The sequence below is a fragment of the Dellaglioa sp. CoH-56-MRSF-14 genome (assembly GCF_056782115.1).
The window spans coordinates 17,062-35,579 of the sequence record NZ_JBXAYB010000005.1; the positions used below are offsets into that span (position 1 = coordinate 17,062).

General features: G+C 32.2%; 21 protein-coding genes. 18 read left to right on the forward strand and 3 right to left on the reverse strand.

Annotated features, from left to right (window positions below):
- Positions 1-105: 105 nt before the first annotated feature.
- The 14 genes from AC1RPX_RS06145 to AC1RPX_RS06210 all read left to right on the forward strand — a co-directional run bounded on the left by AC1RPX_RS06145 (position 106) and on the right by AC1RPX_RS06210 (position 13,126).
- A complete protein-coding gene (locus tag AC1RPX_RS06145; RefSeq protein ID WP_481761792.1) occupies positions 106-1,329 on the forward strand; it encodes a serine hydrolase in 1,224 nt (407 codons plus the stop codon).
- A gap of 331 nt (positions 1,330-1,660) precedes the next feature.
- Positions 1,661-2,623: a metal ABC transporter substrate-binding protein gene (locus tag AC1RPX_RS06150; protein WP_481761791.1), complete on the forward strand. Its 963-nt coding sequence runs from the start codon at positions 1,661-1,663 to the stop codon at positions 2,621-2,623.
- A gap of 9 nt (positions 2,624-2,632) precedes the next feature.
- Positions 2,633-3,325: a metal ABC transporter ATP-binding protein gene (locus AC1RPX_RS06155; RefSeq protein WP_481761790.1), complete on the forward strand. Its 693-nt coding sequence runs from the start codon at positions 2,633-2,635 to the stop codon at positions 3,323-3,325.
- The gene (locus AC1RPX_RS06160; protein WP_481761789.1) at positions 3,286-4,113 is read left to right on the forward strand and encodes a metal ABC transporter permease; all 828 of its coding nucleotides are present in this window, start codon (positions 3,286-3,288) and stop codon (positions 4,111-4,113) included. The genes AC1RPX_RS06155 and AC1RPX_RS06160 overlap by 40 nt, the downstream gene beginning before the upstream one ends.
- Before the next feature lie 185 nt (positions 4,114-4,298).
- Positions 4,299-5,129 (forward strand): pur operon repressor, encoded by an 831-nt coding sequence (gene purR, locus AC1RPX_RS06165; RefSeq protein WP_409021938.1) that lies wholly within the window; start codon positions 4,299-4,301, stop codon positions 5,127-5,129.
- A gap of 201 nt (positions 5,130-5,330) precedes the next feature.
- Positions 5,331-6,722: a bifunctional UDP-N-acetylglucosamine diphosphorylase/glucosamine-1-phosphate N-acetyltransferase GlmU gene (gene glmU / locus AC1RPX_RS06170; protein WP_481761788.1), complete on the forward strand. Its 1,392-nt coding sequence runs from the start codon at positions 5,331-5,333 to the stop codon at positions 6,720-6,722.
- A gap of 90 nt (positions 6,723-6,812) precedes the next feature.
- On the forward strand, positions 6,813-7,790 hold the full coding sequence (locus AC1RPX_RS06175; protein WP_481761787.1) for a ribose-phosphate diphosphokinase: 978 nt from the start codon (positions 6,813-6,815) through the stop codon (positions 7,788-7,790).
- Between the two features lie 487 nt (positions 7,791-8,277).
- The gene (locus AC1RPX_RS06180) at positions 8,278-8,691 is read left to right on the forward strand and encodes a hypothetical protein (protein WP_481761786.1); all 414 of its coding nucleotides are present in this window, start codon (positions 8,278-8,280) and stop codon (positions 8,689-8,691) included.
- Positions 8,692-8,749: 58 nt separating this feature from the next.
- Positions 8,750-9,559 carry a hypothetical protein gene (locus tag AC1RPX_RS06185; protein WP_481762192.1) on the forward strand — a complete coding sequence of 270 codons (810 nt, stop codon included), beginning with the start codon at positions 8,750-8,752 and terminating at the stop codon, positions 9,557-9,559.
- The gene (locus tag AC1RPX_RS06190) at positions 9,546-10,244 is read left to right on the forward strand and encodes a hypothetical protein (protein WP_481761784.1); all 699 of its coding nucleotides are present in this window, start codon (positions 9,546-9,548) and stop codon (positions 10,242-10,244) included. The genes AC1RPX_RS06185 and AC1RPX_RS06190 overlap by 14 nt, the downstream gene beginning before the upstream one ends.
- Positions 10,208-10,903 (forward strand): hypothetical protein, encoded by a 696-nt coding sequence (locus AC1RPX_RS06195; RefSeq protein ID WP_481761783.1) that lies wholly within the window; start codon positions 10,208-10,210, stop codon positions 10,901-10,903. The genes AC1RPX_RS06190 and AC1RPX_RS06195 overlap by 37 nt, the downstream gene beginning before the upstream one ends.
- A gap of 16 nt (positions 10,904-10,919) precedes the next feature.
- Positions 10,920-11,558, forward strand: a complete 639-nt coding sequence (locus AC1RPX_RS06200) for an ATP-binding cassette domain-containing protein (protein ID WP_481761782.1) — start codon at positions 10,920-10,922, stop codon at positions 11,556-11,558.
- Positions 11,555-12,070 (forward strand): hypothetical protein, encoded by a 516-nt coding sequence (locus AC1RPX_RS06205; RefSeq protein ID WP_481761781.1) that lies wholly within the window; start codon positions 11,555-11,557, stop codon positions 12,068-12,070. The genes AC1RPX_RS06200 and AC1RPX_RS06205 overlap by 4 nt, the downstream gene beginning before the upstream one ends.
- Before the next feature lie 891 nt (positions 12,071-12,961).
- The gene (locus tag AC1RPX_RS06210; RefSeq protein ID WP_481761780.1) at positions 12,962-13,126 is read left to right on the forward strand and encodes a hypothetical protein; all 165 of its coding nucleotides are present in this window, start codon (positions 12,962-12,964) and stop codon (positions 13,124-13,126) included.
- 729 nt (positions 13,127-13,855) lie between these two features.
- On the opposite strand, the gene mscL is transcribed toward AC1RPX_RS06210, so the two are convergent.
- Positions 13,856-14,305 (reverse strand): large conductance mechanosensitive channel protein MscL, encoded by a 450-nt coding sequence (gene mscL, locus AC1RPX_RS06215; RefSeq protein ID WP_409021944.1) that lies wholly within the window; start codon positions 14,303-14,305, stop codon positions 13,856-13,858.
- A gap of 144 nt (positions 14,306-14,449) precedes the next feature.
- Here mscL and AC1RPX_RS06220 point away from each other — a divergent pair, with 144 nt between their 5' ends.
- A complete protein-coding gene (locus AC1RPX_RS06220) occupies positions 14,450-14,806 on the forward strand; it encodes a DUF3899 domain-containing protein (protein ID WP_481761779.1) in 357 nt (118 codons plus the stop codon).
- 17 nt (positions 14,807-14,823) lie between these two features.
- On the forward strand, positions 14,824-14,982 hold the full coding sequence (locus AC1RPX_RS06225; RefSeq protein ID WP_481761778.1) for a hypothetical protein: 159 nt from the start codon (positions 14,824-14,826) through the stop codon (positions 14,980-14,982).
- A 59-nt stretch (positions 14,983-15,041) separates the two neighbouring features.
- Here AC1RPX_RS06225 and yidA read toward each other — a convergent pair whose 3' ends face one another.
- A complete protein-coding gene (gene yidA, locus AC1RPX_RS06230) occupies positions 15,042-15,857 on the reverse strand; it encodes a sugar-phosphatase (RefSeq protein ID WP_409021948.1) in 816 nt (271 codons plus the stop codon).
- Positions 15,847-17,214 carry an HD domain-containing protein gene (locus tag AC1RPX_RS06235; RefSeq protein ID WP_481761777.1) on the reverse strand — a complete coding sequence of 456 codons (1,368 nt, stop codon included), beginning with the start codon at positions 17,212-17,214 and terminating at the stop codon, positions 15,847-15,849. The genes yidA and AC1RPX_RS06235 overlap by 11 nt, the downstream gene beginning before the upstream one ends.
- A gap of 168 nt (positions 17,215-17,382) precedes the next feature.
- Here AC1RPX_RS06235 and AC1RPX_RS06240 point away from each other — a divergent pair, with 168 nt between their 5' ends.
- Positions 17,383-17,823 carry a YwiB family protein gene (locus AC1RPX_RS06240; protein WP_481761776.1) on the forward strand — a complete coding sequence of 147 codons (441 nt, stop codon included), beginning with the start codon at positions 17,383-17,385 and terminating at the stop codon, positions 17,821-17,823.
- Between the two features lie 44 nt (positions 17,824-17,867).
- Entirely contained in the window at positions 17,868-18,464 is a 597-nt protein-coding gene (gene rpoE, locus AC1RPX_RS06245; protein ID WP_481761775.1) for a DNA-directed RNA polymerase subunit delta, read from the forward strand.
- The last annotated feature ends 54 nt before the right edge of the window (positions 18,465-18,518 follow it).

Genomic DNA, 18,518 nt, shown 5'->3' on the forward strand with positions numbered 1-18,518 from the left:
GTGTTGATAGTTAGTTTATGAGTAACAGATATTGAGTACATATATAGAAAAAATAGGGATGTAATGAAGGATAAGTTAAAGTCCTAAAAATTACGAGGTGAAGATATGAAAATTTGTTCGAAATGTGGGTCTCAGAATGAAAATGATGCATTATACTGTGATAATTGTGGGCAACCGTTAGAAAATAAAAATGTTGCTCCTATGAAAACATGTCCGCAATGCAACATAGCAAATAAGGTTGAGGATCAATTTTGCAATAATTGTGGCTTTAAATTTAATCCGAAAGCGCAAGATACTAATAAAGTAGCAGCGCCAATAGTAAACAATGAAATAACAGAAAAACGAGCTAAAAATAACAACCCGATGAAAATAGTTTTAGGAATTATTTTACTTGTTATTATAGCGGGTGGCGGTTATCTTATAGCTGGAAAGTTAACGCACAAAGATAGTGTACCGACGAAGGAAACAACTACTGCAGTATCTAGCTCAAAAGAAAAGAAAACATCGGAAAAAACGCAATCTTCAGAAAATAGTTTAGTACTAAATAAAGTTAAAATTAAGAATGATATTGCAACATATATGGATGACGTTGATGGAAAAAATTCGGTCTACGTTTCGTTAACAGATGGTAGTGCACCGGTAGTTGAAAATAATCATGCGCAAGGATCAGCCAGCATGATTAAATTATTTATTTTAATTACAGCTTATTCTATGGAAAAAGAAGGGACCATCAACCTAAAGGATAGCTATGTTTTATCAGAATCGGATAAGGTCGGTGGAACGGGAGAAATCCAGAATATGAGCGCAGGTACTAGATTGTCATATAAAGAATTATTAGAAAAAATGATTGATGACAGTGATAATACTGCTGCAAATATTGTGATTGATAAACTTGGTGGATTTGCTTCAATTAATACAGAAATTAAAAAATTAGGCGCAATTAATACAACAATTAAAAGAAAAATGATGGATACAGATGCCCTTAATTCAGGAATCGATAATAAAACGTCAGTAACAGATATGGGTAAAATTCTTAAAAAAATGTATAATCATAAATTAGTGTCTAACCAATCGGATCAGGCAATGCTAGATTTACTAAAAGAAAATAAAAATCTAACTAAATTACCATCGTCCTTACCAACTGGTGTTACAGTCTATAATAAGACAGGCGAATACAACGAATATGGTATTCAAAATGATGCTGCCATTATAGAAAAAGATAAAAAGGCATTTATAGTTGTGGCGATGTCAGAATCGGGAACTGAAGATAAGCAGATTCCGGGAATGAATAGGCTAGGATTAGAATTATATCAAGATATTCTAGAGTAAAATAAGAGTTACCAGATAAAATAATGAGACGCAACATCGTAACTAATGGTTAGTTATGATGTTGCGTCTTTTTGCGCGCAAGATATTAATAGTAAATTATATTTAATTCTAATGATATAGTTCACTTTTAAATTGGAAACGGTTCACTTGCTGACAGGTCGACTTTAAATACAGTTATTATAACAAGATGAACTTATACGAATGACAGCTTAACACCGTAGTGACACTTAAAAAAGTTGACGTAGCTGTACCTAAAATGATATTCTAATATTTGTCGGTAATGGTATTGATTACTATTTAGATTACGATTTGAAAAAATGAGGGAGAAACCATGCAAAAAAAATTAATTTTAGTAAGCATAGTACTCACGATGTTAGTTGTTGTATTGACCGGGTGTGGGCAAGGGGCAACTAAGAAAGAGTCTAATAAATTACAGGTTATCACGACATTTTACCCAGTGTATGAATTTACTAAGGCAGTTGCAGGCGATAACGCAGATATAACAATGTTGATGCCTGCCGGGACAGAACCGCATGATTACGAACCTAGTGCAAAGGATATTAGTAAAATTGCGAGGTCAGATATCTTTATCTATAGTAGTAATAATATGGAAACGTGGGTTAAAAGTTTGAAATCAAGTATTGATGAAAAACAAACGCAGATTTTAAATTCTAGTCATTCAATTAAAATGATTGATGAGAACGAAGAATTGAAAAGTGAAGAGGCTGAATTAGCTAATAAAGAAGAGGAAAGTTCATTTTCATCGACTAATAATTATGACCCTCATATTTGGTTAAATCCTGAAAACGCAAAAAAAATGGTTAAAAACATTTCAAATGAATTAATTCAGCAAGATCCTAAAAATGAAAAGTATTATGTAAAACGAACAAATGCTTATTTGAAAAAATTAACGGAATTAAATCAAGAATATAAAACGACATTTAAAAATGCTAAGAATAAAACATTTGTTACGCAACATGCTGCATTTGCTTACTTGGCAAAACAATATGGACTAACGCAAGTTGCGGTTGCGGGTATTTCTTCGGATGAAGAACCTAGTCCAAGACGTTTGGCAGAGCTACAAACGTATATTAAAAAGTATCATGTAGATACCATTTTTACTGAATCTAATGATTCTAGTAAAATTGCGAATATGCTAGCTAAAGAAACAAATATTAAGGTTAAAGGATTGAATCCAATTGAAGGACTATCAAAAGTTCAAATCGAAAATGGAGAAACATACCTTTCAGTTATGCAAGATAATTTAAAATCGTTAAAAACGGTTGTTAAATAAGGAGAATAGATGAAATATATTGAAGTCAAAGATCTTACCTTTTATTACGATGAAGAACCTGTTTTACAAGATATTAATTTCCACATTGATTCGGGTGAATTTGTCATTTTAACTGGTGAAAATGGTGCTGCAAAATCAACTTTAATTAGAAATGTACTTGGCCTATTACATCCGGCTAAAGGAACTGCTGAAATTTCTAAAACTAATTTAGATAATAAAAAATTACGTGTCGGATATATCCCACAAGAGATTTCATCATTTAATGCGGGGTTTCCGTCAACAGTATATGAACTAGTAGCATCAGGCCGTTACCAACAAAATCGTTGGTTAAGACGTCTGAATAAAAATGATCATGAACATATAAAAAAAGCACTTGAAACAGTTAATATGTGGAACTTTAAGAATCATAAAATTGGTGAATTATCTGGTGGTCAAAAACAACGTGTTTGTTTAGCCCGTATTTTTGCAGCAGATCCTGATTTATTTATTTTAGATGAACCAACAACAGGGATGGATGAACAATCGCGTCACGATTTCTACGAATTATTACAACATGAAGCCCATACGCATCATAAAGGTATCTTGATGATAACGCATGATCATGAAGATGTTTCAGAATATATTGATCGTCACATTAAATTAGTTAGAAAGGAGGACTCACAATGGAGATGTTTCTCGATGGATTCATGCAACGAGCTTTAATTGCTTCACTTTTAATGGCAGTAATTACGCCGTTATTGGGATTATTCTTAGTTTTAAGAAGGCAATCGCTTTTGGCAGATACATTGTCACACGTTTCGTTAGCAGGGGTCGCGTTAGGATTGTTTGTTAATATTAATCCAACAATTACCACACTGATTGTGGTTTTAATTGCCTCAGTTTTAATTGAATTTTTAAGCAATTTATACCGTACGTATTCAGAAGTTTCAATTGCCATTATGATGTCTGCCGGACTATCAATTGCCTTAGTTTTAATGAGTTTAAATCAAGGTGCCAGTTCAATGAGTGTACAGCAATATTTATTTGGTTCAATTGTGACGATTAGTTCAGCGCAGGTTATCATTTTAGCAATTTTAACTGTATTAATTGTCGTTCTCTTCCTACTATTCAAAAAGCCAATGTATGTTTTAACTTTTGACGAAGAGACGGCTTTTGCTGAAGGGTTACCGGTTAGATTGATGTCAATTAGTTTTAACGCAGTTACAGGTGTGACGATTGCTATAATGATGCCAATTGCCGGGGCACTACTCGTTTCTGCAATTATGATTTTACCTGCAGCAATTGCAATGCGATTGGGTCGTAGCTTTAATCTGGTTATTATAATTGGTGTGATAGTTGGTGTAATAGGGATGGTTGGCGGATTAATGTCATCTTACCAATTTAATACACCGCCTGGCGCAACGATTACGCTATTATTCATTACGATTTTCATTATATGCAGTATTATTAAAGTTATATCCGTTAGACTTCAAATTAATAAACAAAAATAAAACCGAATATTAACAATCAACAAGCTACTTTTAAAAATAGCTTGTTTTTTTATTAGAAAATCATTAAAAACCGAACGTTAATAATTATATTTTGGCATTTTACTGTTATTATTCGGTAAAACGGGTTATAATGAAAATCACACTTTGAATACTAGATATGTTTAAAAGAAAGGCCTGATATATATATGAAAACAAGAAGAAGCGATCGATTAATTGATATGACTCGTTATTTGCTAGAAAGACCACATACGTTGGTTTCTTTGACGTATTTCTCAAAACGCTATGAATCAGCTAAATCATCAATCAGTGAAGATCTTGCGATTGTAAAACGTACAGTTAGAGAGCGAGGCACGGGAACGCTAGAAACAATTCCTGGCGCAGCTGGCGGTGCACGTTTTATTCCATCTATTGATGAAGCAGAAGCACGTGAATTTATTGAATCAATGACTGAGGAGTTATCAGAAAAAGATCGGTTATTACCTGGTGGCTATGTCTATCTATCTGATTTACTTGGCCGTCCTGACGTTTTACGTCAAGTAGGACGCTTGATTGCAACAGAGTACTTAGACCAAAAAATTGATGCCGTTATGACAGTTGCAACTAAAGGTGTACCCATCGCACAAAGTGTCTCAACATTTTTGAATGTGCCATTTGTTATTGTGCGTCGCGATTCAAAAATTACCGAGGGTTCAACCGTTAGTGTTAACTATGTATCTGGCTCGAGTGAACGTATTGAAAAAATGGAATTATCAAAGCGTAGTTTAAAACGTGGTGCTAACGTATTAATCGTAGATGATTTCATGAAGGGTGGCGGCACAGTTAACGGAATGAAGAGTTTAATCGAAGAGTTTGAAGCAAACTTAGTCGGTATTTCCGTTTTCGCTGAGGGCGCCTTTAGTGGTGACCGAATTGTTGATGATTATAGTTCATTGTTAAAAGTTGATGAAATTAATCATACAGACAAAACCATTCATGTTAGTGAAGGAAATTATTTAACAAAAACATTTAAAAAATAAAAAGTTAATAGATAATTTATATGAAAACTTAATGTTAAATTTAACATTAAGTTTTTTTTAGAAAATTCCAATAATAATTTAAAATCAAGTGTTTTTTAATTTCGAATAAAGTAAGCATATTTATTCGAAATCTTGCAACGCATACGGGTTTAAGCTATTATTAAGGTAGAATATTAGAATATAATTGGAGGAGACTATCTAATGACAGTTGCTAAATATGCCATTATTCTTGCTGCCGGTAAAGGTACAAGAATGAAATCTAAACTATATAAAGTGTTACATCCGATTGCTGGGCGTCCAATGGTTGACCACGTTTTATCGGAAATTGAAGCAAATAATATGGATGAAGTTGTTACTATTGTGGGACATGGTGCTGAGCAGGTTGAAGAAACGTTAGGCAATCGCTCAGAATATGTTCTTCAAGCAGAACAATTGGGAACTGGTCATGCTGTCCTTCAAGCAGAAAAAATCTTAAAAGATAAAGAGGGTATGACCATTATTGCTAATGGTGATACACCGTTACTTACTGCCAAAACATTTGGTGAATTATTTGAATATCATAAAGAAAAAGGTGCTGCTGCAACTGTTCTAACAGCACAAGCAGAAGATCCAACGGGTTACGGTCGAATTATTCGTAATGATATTGGGATTGTTGAAAAAATTGTTGAACAAAAAGATGCCACAATTCAAGAAGCTAATGTTCAAGAAATTAACACAGGTGTGTACTGTTTTGATAATAAAACTTTATTTGAAGCTTTACATGAAGTAACAAATGATAATGCACAAGGTGAATATTACTTAACTGACGTTATGGAAATTCTTAAAAAACAAGGTAAGATAGTCGCAGCTTACCGCATGAAAGATTTCTCTGAATCAATGGGTGTAAATGATCGTGTGGCTTTATCTGCTGCAACTAAAGTTATGCAACGCCGGATTAACGAAAAACATATGCGCAATGGTGTGACTTTAGTTGATCCTGAGACGACTTACATCGAATATAATGTTAAAATTGGTTCAGATACAATTGTAGAACCAGGCGTTTACTTAAAAGGTAATACAGTCATTGGTGAAGATTGTGTCATTGGTGCTCATTCTGAAATTATTGATAGTATTATTCATGATAAGGTAACTGTTACGTCATCATATCTTGAAGATTCTGAAATGGAAACAATGAGTAACATTGGACCATACAGTCACTTACGTCCTCAAGCACATATTGGTGAAGCTGCTCATATCGGTAATTTTGTAGAAATTAAAAATGCAACTATCGGTAAGAGTACTAAAGTTGGTCATTTGACTTATGTCGGGGATGCCACTTTAGGTAAAGATATTAATGTCGGCTGCGGCGTCGTTTTTGTTAATTATGATGGCGTTAATAAACACCATACCAACATTGGTGATCATTCATTTATTGGTAGTGGATCTAATGTAGTTGCACCACTAGAAGTTGGTGATCATGTATTTATCGCTGCCGGATCAACAATTACAGATAATATTGATTCACACGATATGGGTATTGCTCGTGGTCGTCAAGTGAATAAAAAAGGTTATTTTGACAAATTACCAGTAGCTCATGCACCAGAAATTGATTAGTAAGCGAATTCTTATCGGATTTTAACTTGCAATTTACTTGATTAATATTTAAAATTTTAAGTAGGGAAAATTAAATAACTGGAGGCACATATGTCAGAACATTATTTTGATCCAAAGTTGAAAATTTTTGCTTTGAACTCGAATAAACCATTGGCTGAAAAAATTGCTGATGCTGTTGGTGTTAAATTAGGTAAAACCTCTGTAGATCGCTTTAGTGATGGTGAAATCAGAATTAATATTGAAGAAAGTATTCGTGGAGATCATGTTTACATTGTTCAATCAACATCTGCACCCGTCAATGACAATATTATGGAATTATTAATTATGATTGATGCTTTGCGTCGCGCAAGTGCTAAATCAATTAATGTCGTTATTCCTTACTATGGTTATGCTCGTCAAGATCGTAAAGCACGTTCACGGGAACCAATTACAGCAAAATTAGTTGCTGACATGTTAGAAAAAGCTGGTGCAACAAGAATTTTAGCGCTTGATTTGCATGCTGCTCAAATTCAAGGATTCTTTGATATCCCAGTTGATCATTTAATGGGTGCACCTTTATTAGCTGACTACTTCTTAACCGAAGGATTAGATAAAGATTCTGTTGTCGTTTCACCTGATCATGGTGGAGTGACACGTGCTCGTAAATTAGCAGAATTCTTGAAAGCACCTATTGCAATTATTGATAAACGTCGTCCTAAAGCTAACGTTGCTGAAGTGATGAACATTATTGGTACCGTTGAAGGCAAACGTTGTATCTTAATTGATGATATGGTTGATACGGCAGGAACAATTACGCTTGCTGCTCAGGCTTTAATGGATGCCGGTGCAACTGAAGTGTACGCAAGTGCAACTCATCCGGTTTTATCAGGTCCAGCTGTTGAAAGAATTGCAAAATCACCTATTAAGCAATTTATCGTAACAGATTCAATTCAGTTACCTGAAGATAAGAAAATTGATAAATTAGTTCAAATTTCAGTGGGTCAATTAATTGGGGATGCAATCACGAGAATTCATGAAAACAAACCAGTTAGTCCATTATTTAAAAATCGTTTCCATAATGAAAAATAAAGTTAAGAAAGTTAGATAACTAATGTTGTCTAACTTTTTTTGTATCCAAATTTAGGACATAAAAAAACCGTCAGTCCAGGGAGACTGACGGAAAAAGGGAGTAGAGATAATTAATTTCAGGGGAGAAATTAGTTATGAGTTAGATTAATTTATTCGGGGAAATAAATTAAAATTTAAAAGTTATTAATTAAGGTATGAAGTTATAATAACAAGTAGTTGTGAAGAAAATGTGACGTAAAAAGGAAGAAAGTTCTTCTCGTAGTTAGTACGTTAGAGTAGTAAGCAGTCTGTTTACTTGAATATCTTAGGACTTAATAGATCTTACTAAGAATGATAAACAACATTAAAGTGATTTTTTATTAATATTAGCATTAATTTTATATTATATATAAATTATAAAAGTCTTTTTTAACTTGAATATTATTGTTTTGAGTTAATTATTTATATATAATATTAAATGCGTAAGGGAGAATTTTAAGGAGTTTTTATGAAAAAATTAATGTCATTTATTTTAGTTGCAATATGTGTTTTTGGTATAGCAATTTTAAGTTCAGATCGTGTAGAGGCTAACAATCCGAATTATGTTCATCTTGCTAATAGATGGAATGATCCTTGGGACGAAACTTATAGAATTCAAAAGTGGAGTAAAACTGCGTATGAATTAAACATCAAAAAGATATCGGGAAAAATACGTGTGGAAGCTTGGGGACACTCTTATAAGGCTGGTCGTACAGGAAATGTATCTGTTTCTAAAGGAAAAAAATATGTTATTAAATCTAAAGGACAGACAAAATTAACTAATTATTTAGTAGAGTGGTATGGAACAGGAAACAATGCATATATTGTAAATAGTATTCATGCATATGGTAGTGCTGATGGTAATTGGAAACCTGATAGATAAGAAGAAATAATGTGCTCTCTTACGCATTATATTAAAATAAAAGATTGGTGTGAAAAAAATGAATTCTTATTGGCTGTCGCGTATGGCGAAGAAACAATATTTTTATGGCATATTAGTGGGTTTTGCTTTAATAGTAGTTCACGTGTCTATGGATATGTTACCTAATAGGACTTATCTAGATGGTTCTAATTTAACTTTTACTGTGATTACAACATGGATAGGTATAGGTGGTACTGGTAGCGATTTTTCAGCTTTATTTTATTTGTTATTACCTTTATTTTCAGTGATTGGTTTGAATCTAATTGTCTTCGAGGATAAACAAACAGGTTTTATTAAACAATATGTACAAAAAAAGGGAATTATTAATTATTCTATTCATTCATTTAGCTTAAGCTTTATTTCAGGATTTTTGATTGGGATACTACCTTTATTATTGGATTTATTAGTAGCATGGTGTTTATTCCCTAATCAACCATTAGATGCTGTATTAAATAATAATCTGGGACTTGCATCGAATTCAACATATTTTATGAAGGACCTTTTCCAGCAATCATATACGGGGATTTTATTTTATATTTTACTTGCAGGTTTGTTCGCAGGTGTTTTTTCTGTAGTTGCCGCGAGTGTTAGTTTATATGTAAAAACAATTTATAGTGTGGTTAGTTTTAGTTTTTTACTGTGCTTATTTATAAGTGTTTTAGCTGCTGTATTTCCTTTTTATCTTGCTGCACCTTTGTCGCTTCCTATGGTAGGAGGACCCGCGGAGGGCCTACCTCCTTTATCATTTATTATGGGGATTTTGTTTTTGGTTCTCATTGTAGCTTATCTTTTTAATTTTATGGGAGTAAAACGTAATGCGATTATTTAAAATATATTTAAAAACTAAACGGTCTCGTGACTGGGTAATAGATATTCTTACGTTCTGTTTATTAATTATTTTATCTCTTTTTGAATATTATTTATTTTTAGGTAATGAAAAGAATAGTTCCTTTATTGACGTAGTCCAAGGAGGACTACAAAATAGTTTAAATATTGAAAATATAATGATTCTTTTCTTTCCAATATTGATATTATTACCCTTTCAGGGTTCTAAATTTCCAATTATGTATTATATAAGAAAACCTTTTTCTTTTTTGAGAGTACAAGTGAATTACTTTTATGCCATATATATTTGTGCATTTGTTATCTCTGGAATCCTTTTTTTAATTTTAAATAAGGATAATTTAAAATATAATATAAATGGCTATCAGCTAGTTACAATGGTTATTTATTTTATCGCAATGTATGTTTTTTATAATTTAATAGCGTCCTTTTATTGCCTCACAGGAAATAAAATTATATCGTTATTTTTAATTTATGGTTATTATCAATTAGAAATATTTTTGAACGAAAGAGGGATTAGATTGTTTTTTAATCATGGCATAATCAGTCTTGGATATAGTGTTAACACGTTATATTTAATTCAAAATATATTCTTTATACTACTCTTTTTTATTATTTTGGAGGTTTTTCAAAGATGGATTTTATCAAAAAAAGAATACTCTATAAATTGAAGTTTTTCAGTATCTTAGTTTTTAGAAATATTTATTTAACGATTTATTATTCTAAATGGCGTACGGTGCTCATTTTTATTATGCTAACGATGATGATCATATTGTGCAAAAGAGATCAAGTGAGTGGTATGACGAGCTTACTATATGGTGCTTCGTTAGATACTGAGGGAGAATCTTTTCCTTTATTTTGGTTCATCTTTGTGATTTCTCCAGCATTAGCTATTGGAAATTCACAAATGTTACTATGGAAATCAGATTTTAAAATTCTACATAATATTGGATATAAAAATTATTTATTTAGCAATTTATTGATGTTAGGAATTTATAATAGTTTTTTTTATTTTTTGATAGTGATTATAAACGGTTTTGGTATCTCACATTTAGCTTTCTATAGTTATCTATTTATATTTAGTTTCACCTATCTTGTATTGTTATCAACAGCGTCATTTTTATTAGATGATTTTATACTACCCTTAATAGGGAGTTTAGCAGTCATAATATTAGATGTTTATATTTCTCACATATCCATTATAGACGCAACAATGCTCTCTAGATTTAACCCTAATCATAATTCGGTTAACATTATAATTTTATTAACGATTATATTGAGTTGCATCATTATCTCACTTATAAAAATTAAAGATATTGATTTTATTTAAAGAAAGTAGTGTAAAAATGAAAATAATAGAGTTGAAAAACATTTCCAAAAGAATTAAGCAAAAAGATATTTTAGTAGATATCAATTTATCAATTGAAGAAGGAATCGTTTGTGGATTCAGTGGGCCAAATGGTGCTGGGAAATCCATGATATTTAATACGATTATTGGGTTTGTAAAGCCTACTGAAGGTGAAGTTTGGGTTAATGGAAAATATATCAGAGTAGATGAACTTTTTTCAAGCAGCATTGCTTTTTCTATGGATAGTATTGGTATGTTAGAAGATTTTTCAGTTCTTAAAAACTTGGACTTAATTAATCAACTAAATAGTCATAAAATGACTAAGAATGAATTGAACGAAATGGTAACTTATGTTGGACTAGATCCTAATGATAAGCGTGCGATTAAACACTATTCATTAGGAATGAAGAAAAGGGCCTCAATTGCTTGTTGTTTAATCAATGATGCACCTATTTTAATATTAGATGAACCTAGTAATGCACTAGACGATAGTGGAAAAGACTTTTTGCGTCAGTTAATTATCGATCAAAAAGCAGCAGGGAAAACAATCCTTATTTCTAATCATGATAGTGTTTTCTTAAACGAAGTGAGTGATAAAATCATTCACATTTCAGAAGGTAGAGTTATTCTAAAATGAAAAATAAAAATTCGTGGAAACTAAGTCAGAGAGGATTACTTATTTTGGGAGGCATCTGCTTACTAGCAAGCGCTGTATGGTTATGGAATGCTCATGCAGCAGTAACCGAACAATATAAAAACAGTCAAATTAAGAATGTGTTTGTAACATCTAATCATCAAAAAATAGTAAATGAAAAATTTGTATTTACTAAAATCAAGCATCACGTCACTAAAGACTCAGACGAAGCTTACTACAATGACAGTATTGATGTCGATATTGAATCAAAAAAAGATGGTGACTTTCCACTCGGAGGGCTATTTGTTATGAATAGTTCTTATGATGTGACCCAATCTGATATGCTTAATGAAAAAGGTGAATCTGATTCTTCGCTGCATGTCGGGATAAATCATAAGACTTTAAAAGCAATTATTAGAAAAGGCTCTGGTAATCGTTCTTTTAATTTAGTGTTTTTAACTTCGTCCAAACCAGGTACTAATATAAAATATATCTATCAAAGTGATTTTAAGTGAATATCACTAGGTAAATTAAATTAATTTAGACAGTCCCGGCAGGTAATGCTAGGGCTGTTTTTTACTATTCTTAAAGTATTCAAATTCAACATAAAAAACCGTCAGTCCGGGGAGACTGACGGAAAAAGGGAGTAGAGATAATTAATTTCAGGGGAGAAATTAGTTATGAGTTAGATTAATTTATTCGGGGAAATAAATTAAAATTTAAAAGTTATTAATTAAGGTATGAAGTTATCATAACAAGTAGTTGTGAAGAAAATGTGACGTAAAAAGGATAAAATATGATTACTTTTTTTGTGGGGTGAAAGTATAGGATATATAATATTTTAGTAGTTTTTACATAAAGATTTTCTTAGAATAAAGCACTATTTGAGCTGATTATTAAATACAACTTTTCTACTACCCTTTAAAATTGATAAAGTGTATATTAAAAGGTAGTAAATATAGTTTAAGAAAGTGTTGCTATGGTTCTTTTAGCTCAAGAATTGTTAAATTATAACTTATAAGACTGTTTAAGGCTAGCAGAAGGTAAATGAAAATTAAAGATTCATTTGAATTGTTTGTAACCTATCAAGTCTATTCTATAATATTTTGATTGAATAAGGGTTGAATAATTAGTCAATTAATTAAAGGTGAAATAATTTATGGAATTAAGATACTTTATGAAGAGTCTAATTGAATAGGGAGTGATCCATATCCGGTACAAGATTATAATATTATATTAAAAAATTTAGAGAGCCTGACTTTGATTATGCAGGAGAGTTACCCAAAATATCTATGGCTTTTAGTACGTCTAGTACAGTAACTAGTGTTGGGGCAGAACTTGGGGTAACTTTAGTTACTATTTTCATAGTCTTTGTAGGTTCCTTAATAATATAGAAGGAGAAGAATATGATAGAATTTGAGATAAAAGTATTAATATTTTTATTAATTGGTACGCTTGTATTTATGATTTTAAAAATGCGGAAATATAAAAAAGAAATTACCGAACTTAATGATGTGGAAAAGAAGCAACAAGAACAAATAAGTAGATTAGAAGGGAAAAATAATGAATAGTTATGATCTAGTTTATCTTGTTATGCCTTTAGTATTATTTTGTATTTGGATTGCTTTCTACATTTACTTATGTGTATGTTTATATAAATATAAGAAAGCTAGACGAAAAGTAATAATTAGTTCTGCTAAACTTAATGAATTAACAACAAAAAAGATATTAGAACTAGAAAAAAAGTTAAAAAAATAGAATAAAAACTAATTAAAAAGAGAAGTAATCAGAAATCAATCTGGAGACTTCTCTTTTTAATTTATTATAGAGCTAATCGATTCTCAGAATAGTCTTGTGTCTAATCTGAGAATATAACCAATTAGGTTGGGCATTAAACTTAGACTTCAAACGTATATTTAATTAGAGACAGTACTCGTAATGTTAAAAAGGGGGACCAAAATAATCTTAGATTGTTATTTATTACTACAGATTATAACGCTTGAATATTATGATTTTATAGTCGATACACTTTAATTTTAAGGGTATAAAAAAACCGTCAGTCCGGGGAGACTGACGGAAAAAGGGAGTAGAGATAATTAATTTCAGGGGAGAAATTAGTTATGAGTTAAATTAATTTATTCGGGGAAATAAATTAAAATTTAAAAGTTATTAATTAAGGTATGAAGTTATCATAACAAGTAGTTGTGAAGAAAATGTGATGTAAAAAAGATAAAATATAAGTAAAATAAAAAAACTTGATTCCGATTAAAAATCAGAATCAAGTTTTTATTAATTATTATTTAGTCTTCTTTTGCAATTTTTTCTTCAATTTTTTTTGATGCTTCTCGAGGTAAGTCACTATCTCTTTCAGCTAGTAAGTTACGGATATCTTTTAAATATTCTTCTGTAGGTGTTAATGTCGTTTCTGAAGATTCTTCTTCCTTATCATTAGATCTACTTGTTGCATTTCTAAGTGCTGTGATTCCTTTAAGCAACATAAAGATAACAAAGGCTACGATTATAAAGTTAATGACATCGTCTAAAAATTGTCCGATTTTGAAAGTTGTATCACCAATTGTGAGAACGATCCCTGACAAGTCAACTTTACCGACGACAAGTGCAATGATAGGACCAATGATGTTAGTTGTGAAAGACTTAACGATTGTTGTAAATGCACCACCAATAATAACAGCGACTGCCAAATCCATCACATTTCCGCGAGTGATAAAATCTCTAAATTCTTTTAACATGTTTGATGAGTCTCCTTTAATTTGGTTAACTGTATCTTAAAGTATAACGGATTTTATAGGATAAGTGAACTGAAAATTGTGAGTTAATAGGTTTGAATGATATAATCAAAGCACAAATTAAAAGCGAGCGAGGAACTAACTATCATGAAACAGGCTAAAAGGAATGTCACATTTTTATTAAGTGTACTGGCAATCATTACTGCGATTATCTGGATCCGTGTTGGAGGGGATAGTTTTTCTTTATCTAATGTATATTTTTATATTGGCATTATATTAATTCTAGTCGGCATTATATTAATTTTGAGCCAAGCACAACTATTCGCTGGCTGGTTTAAACGACGAGATAAAGGTGAATCTAAAGAAGATTATAATGAACGTAAAATTGATGTTAAAAGTGTAGGAAGTAAAAAAAATCGTCCGCTTAAAATATCACCATTGATGCGTAGTTGTTTTATTGTTGGTGCATTATTGATTTTGATTGCTGTATTAGTGACTATTTAAACTAGGGAGATGATGTCATGAATATTTTTTTGGGTATTATCATCGTTTTGTGTTTTGCTGTAGGAGCATACTTTGTAGATGGTGGATTTGCAGAAAATGCTGGATCATTATATAAACAATTTAAGCAATCAAAGTTATCTTTTAGAGAATTTATGCGATTGTTGTTTAGAAGATAATTCGCCAAAAAAACGGACCTAACTTTGATTATTCAAAGTTAGGTCCGTTTTTAATTTATTTAATCAGCTAATGCATATTTTTGGATTGCTTTAGCAACACCTAACTCAACGTTAGTAGCAGTTACTGCTTGAGCATTATCTTTAACTTCTTGAATGGCGTTACCCATGGCAACACCTAGACCTGCTGCTTGGATCATTGATAAATCATTACCTTGATCACCAAGTGCCATAACCTCGTCTTTGGTGAAACCTAATTTATCAGCCAAGGACATAACGGCATTTCCCTTGCTGGCATTTTTGTTTAGGAGTTCTAAAAAGTAAGGTTCACTTTGAACGTAGTAATAATTATCGGTAATTTTTGCGGGTAATTCCTTAACGACACGTGTAATAACTTCAGGATAATCAATATACATCATTTTCGAAATGACGATATTCTTGTCCATTTCTTCAGGTTTTCGGAAACGAATAGGCATTTGAACTAAGAATGACTCTGCCACAGAATATTCACTGATATCAGCATTAGGTGTATACATTAATGCTTGATCTTCAGCATGAACATGGACGTTTAATTCACGACTTGTTTCTTCGATTATGTTGTAATCATTAATATCTAACGTATGATGAATTAAAACTTCACCAGAGCCTGAAACTTGAACTAAAGCACCGTTAAAAGTAATAACAAAATCATCATCTGATGTTAAACCGAGTTTTTCTAAGTATTTTGTAACGCCTGTTAAAGGACGTCCGGTACAAAGGACAACTTTGATGCCAGCAGCTTTAGCAGCTTTAATAGTAGTAATAGTTTCTGGGGCGATTTCTTTTTTATCATTAACGAGAGTACCGTCAATATCGATTGCGATTAATTTAATTGTCATGTTGTGTATTCTCCTTTGGGTTGATTAAAGTATCATTATTAAGATAAGTTCTAAATTGTGTATAAATGTCAGTGAATAAATCGTTCTCTGATTTTACTAATTCTCTTGGGAAGAAGAAACGACGGTCGCCTGATACTTTACCAGTAATAGAAGCAACGAGGTCACTGACGCTAGATAATTCAACAAGTGAACCATCTTCTTGAGCTAATTCGATTTGGGTGCGCGGCTTATCTTTGGTTGGATCATAGGCATCATAAGGTAAGTCGTAACTGTCATTTTCTGCCGTATAGTAGTCAGGTTGAAAGCCAGCTGATTCAATAAGACGTTCTAGAGTAGGTAATAAATCAACAGTCTCTTCATCAAATTTGATTGATTTAAATGGTTTGCGATCCAGGAAACGGACAGCTAAGTCACTTAAGATATTATCAGTATTTTGACGCCATTCCGTGAAGTAAGTGGTTAAAACACCGTCATCTAATTGTAAATAATCATCTAATGAAAATTCATTTTTAAAAAGTGGAATCAATAATTTTGGTGAATCCTCGGCACTTAAGCGATTATTTTCGTATAGGTATTTAGCCCGATTTAATAAATGACTTAAAATAACTTCCATTGATCTAGAAATAGGATGGAAATAAACTTGGACGTACATTTGGAATCGGCTGACAATATAATCTTCAACGGCATGCATCCCATTGATATCAAATGCAATCCCGCCTTTATAAGGACGCATCACACGTAAAATCCGAGTTAAGTCAAATGTACCATAATTTGTACCAGTGTAGTAAGAATCACGTAATAAGTAATCCATTCGATCAGCGTCTATTTGACTCGAAATCAATTGGACAACTTGTGGATTAGGGTACGTTTTTTGAATAACACTTGCCACTTTTTCTGGGAAATCAGCAGAAACTTTTGCTAAAACTTGATTAATCTCAGTTGATGGATCAGTTAAAATTTGAGCAGTGATAGCTTCGTGGTCCGTTTTGAAAATGTGCTCGAAAGTATGTGAGTATGGACCATGGCCGATATCGTGTAAAAGAGCAGCGCATAACGCCACTAATTTTTCGGAGTCGTCCCATAAACCGTCGCCAGCTTCTTTGCTTGGATAATTTCGTTGGAAATTATCGCAGATTCGACGTGTGATTTCATAAACACCCACGGAATGGGTGAAACGTGAATGTTCCGCTCCATGAAAAGTTAATGAAGTTGTACCGAGCTGTTTAATTCGGCGTAAACGTTGGAATTCTTTAGTATTAATTAAATCTAAAATAACTTGATGTTGCACATAAATGTAATCGTGAATAGGATCACGTAACACTTTTTCTCTAGCAAGTAACGGCGATTGTTCGAGCAATAGAATCCCTCCTCGAAAATTTAGATAGTAAATAAGTTCGTAATACTTCTATTATAACGAACATTCGTAATTTAGTCATGACATAATGATGATTATAGGTAACGACATTCATTTAAATCTAAGTTATAATACAGTGAAACGATAAGGTGAATGGAGGAATTAAGTTGTATGGCAATCACGTTAGATAAACAAATTGCGATCCATTTGGAAACAATTAAAACACAAGAAGGCGAAGTTGAACGCTATGTCATCGAAACAACGGGACAACTCGTTCGTTTAGGCGATGGGATGTATATCAGATATAAAGAAGAAGACGCAGAGTCTGGTAAAAAAAATCCAGTTACCTTTAAATTGCAAGATGATGGTGAAATTCAATTAACTCGAGAAACAGATGATATACGCACAAAATTAATTTTTTTAGCGCAAAAAAAAATTAATGGGGTTTATAAAACAGCGTATGGTCGTATTCCAATTGAAATTGAAACAACGCAATTAAAAAGTCAGTTAAATAGCCAACCAATTTCGGGATCACTTGATATTGATTATCGCTTAACAACAAGCGGTGAATTGTTGGGAGACTATAATATACGATTGCAATTTACGGCATAAAAATGTATGATTAAGAGTAGACTTTTGGAAAGGACGTGTGCTAGTTGGAGCTTAAACAATTCGATGGCCAAAACAAAGACGAGTTATCAATGATCGAGGTTGCTCACGCAATCTTATCGCAACATGGTGACGTCATGGGTTTTGCTGACTTAACTAATGAAATCCAAACATATCTTGGTAAAAATGATTTAGAAGTGAGAGATCGCTTATCACAATTTTACACAGATTTAAATGCTGATGGTAGCTTCATTTCACTTGGAGAGAACTTATGGGGATTACGTTCATGGTATCCCTTCGATTCAATCGATGAAGCTGTTGCTCATGTAGAAGATGAAGACGATGAAGATCGTCCTAAACGTAAAAAACGTAAGAAAGTTAATGCTTTCTTAGCAGATGCCGCTGATGATGATGACGTTATTGATTACAATGATGATGATCCTGAGGACGACGATTTAGATGCAACTTATGAAGATGACGACGAAGATGATGATGAAGATACAGAAATTAAAGGTTATGATAAAGATTTAGATGAAATAGCTGATAGTAATTCTGATGATGAAGAAGAATTACCAGAAGGTATTGAAGATCAATTATCTGAAATATCCGATGAAGATGCAGAAGACGACGAGGAAAATAATTAAAAGGACTTGACGATTTCGTCAAAACCCTGTAATATATTTTTTGGGCGCCTCGCA

Bases quoted from the DNA above. Each gene is read 5' to 3' on its own strand.
- AC1RPX_RS06240 (WP_481761776.1), top strand. From the start codon at position 17,383: ATGGCAATCACGTTAGATAAACAAATTGCGATCCATTTGGAAACAATT.
- yidA (WP_409021948.1), bottom strand. From the start codon at position 15,857: ATGACAATTAAATTAATCGCAATCGATATTGACGGTACTCTCGTTAAT.
- AC1RPX_RS06190 (WP_481761784.1), top strand. From the start codon at position 9,546: ATGCGATTATTTAAAATATATTTAAAAACTAAACGGTCTCGTGACTGG.
- AC1RPX_RS06150 (WP_481761791.1), top strand. From the start codon at position 1,661: ATGCAAAAAAAATTAATTTTAGTAAGCATAGTACTCACGATGTTAGTT.
- mscL (WP_409021944.1), bottom strand. From the start codon at position 14,305: ATGTTAAAAGAATTTAGAGATTTTATCACTCGCGGAAATGTGATGGAT.
- AC1RPX_RS06145 (WP_481761792.1), top strand. From the start codon at position 106: ATGAAAATTTGTTCGAAATGTGGGTCTCAGAATGAAAATGATGCATTA.
- AC1RPX_RS06160 (WP_481761789.1), top strand. From the start codon at position 3,286: ATGGAGATGTTTCTCGATGGATTCATGCAACGAGCTTTAATTGCTTCA.
- AC1RPX_RS06195 (WP_481761783.1), top strand. From the start codon at position 10,208: ATGGATTTTATCAAAAAAAGAATACTCTATAAATTGAAGTTTTTCAGT.
- purR (WP_409021938.1), top strand. From the start codon at position 4,299: ATGAAAACAAGAAGAAGCGATCGATTAATTGATATGACTCGTTATTTG.
- AC1RPX_RS06185 (WP_481762192.1), top strand. From the start codon at position 8,750: ATGAATTCTTATTGGCTGTCGCGTATGGCGAAGAAACAATATTTTTAT.
- AC1RPX_RS06220 (WP_481761779.1), top strand. From the start codon at position 14,450: ATGAAACAGGCTAAAAGGAATGTCACATTTTTATTAAGTGTACTGGCA.
- AC1RPX_RS06180 (WP_481761786.1), top strand. From the start codon at position 8,278: ATGAAAAAATTAATGTCATTTATTTTAGTTGCAATATGTGTTTTTGGT.
- glmU (WP_481761788.1), top strand. From the start codon at position 5,331: ATGACAGTTGCTAAATATGCCATTATTCTTGCTGCCGGTAAAGGTACA.
- AC1RPX_RS06200 (WP_481761782.1), top strand. From the start codon at position 10,920: ATGAAAATAATAGAGTTGAAAAACATTTCCAAAAGAATTAAGCAAAAA.
- AC1RPX_RS06175 (WP_481761787.1), top strand. From the start codon at position 6,813: ATGTCAGAACATTATTTTGATCCAAAGTTGAAAATTTTTGCTTTGAAC.
- AC1RPX_RS06210 (WP_481761780.1), top strand. From the start codon at position 12,962: ATGATAGAATTTGAGATAAAAGTATTAATATTTTTATTAATTGGTACG.
- AC1RPX_RS06205 (WP_481761781.1), top strand. From the start codon at position 11,555: ATGAAAAATAAAAATTCGTGGAAACTAAGTCAGAGAGGATTACTTATT.
- AC1RPX_RS06225 (WP_481761778.1), top strand. From the start codon at position 14,824: ATGAATATTTTTTTGGGTATTATCATCGTTTTGTGTTTTGCTGTAGGA.
- AC1RPX_RS06155 (WP_481761790.1), top strand. From the start codon at position 2,633: ATGAAATATATTGAAGTCAAAGATCTTACCTTTTATTACGATGAAGAA.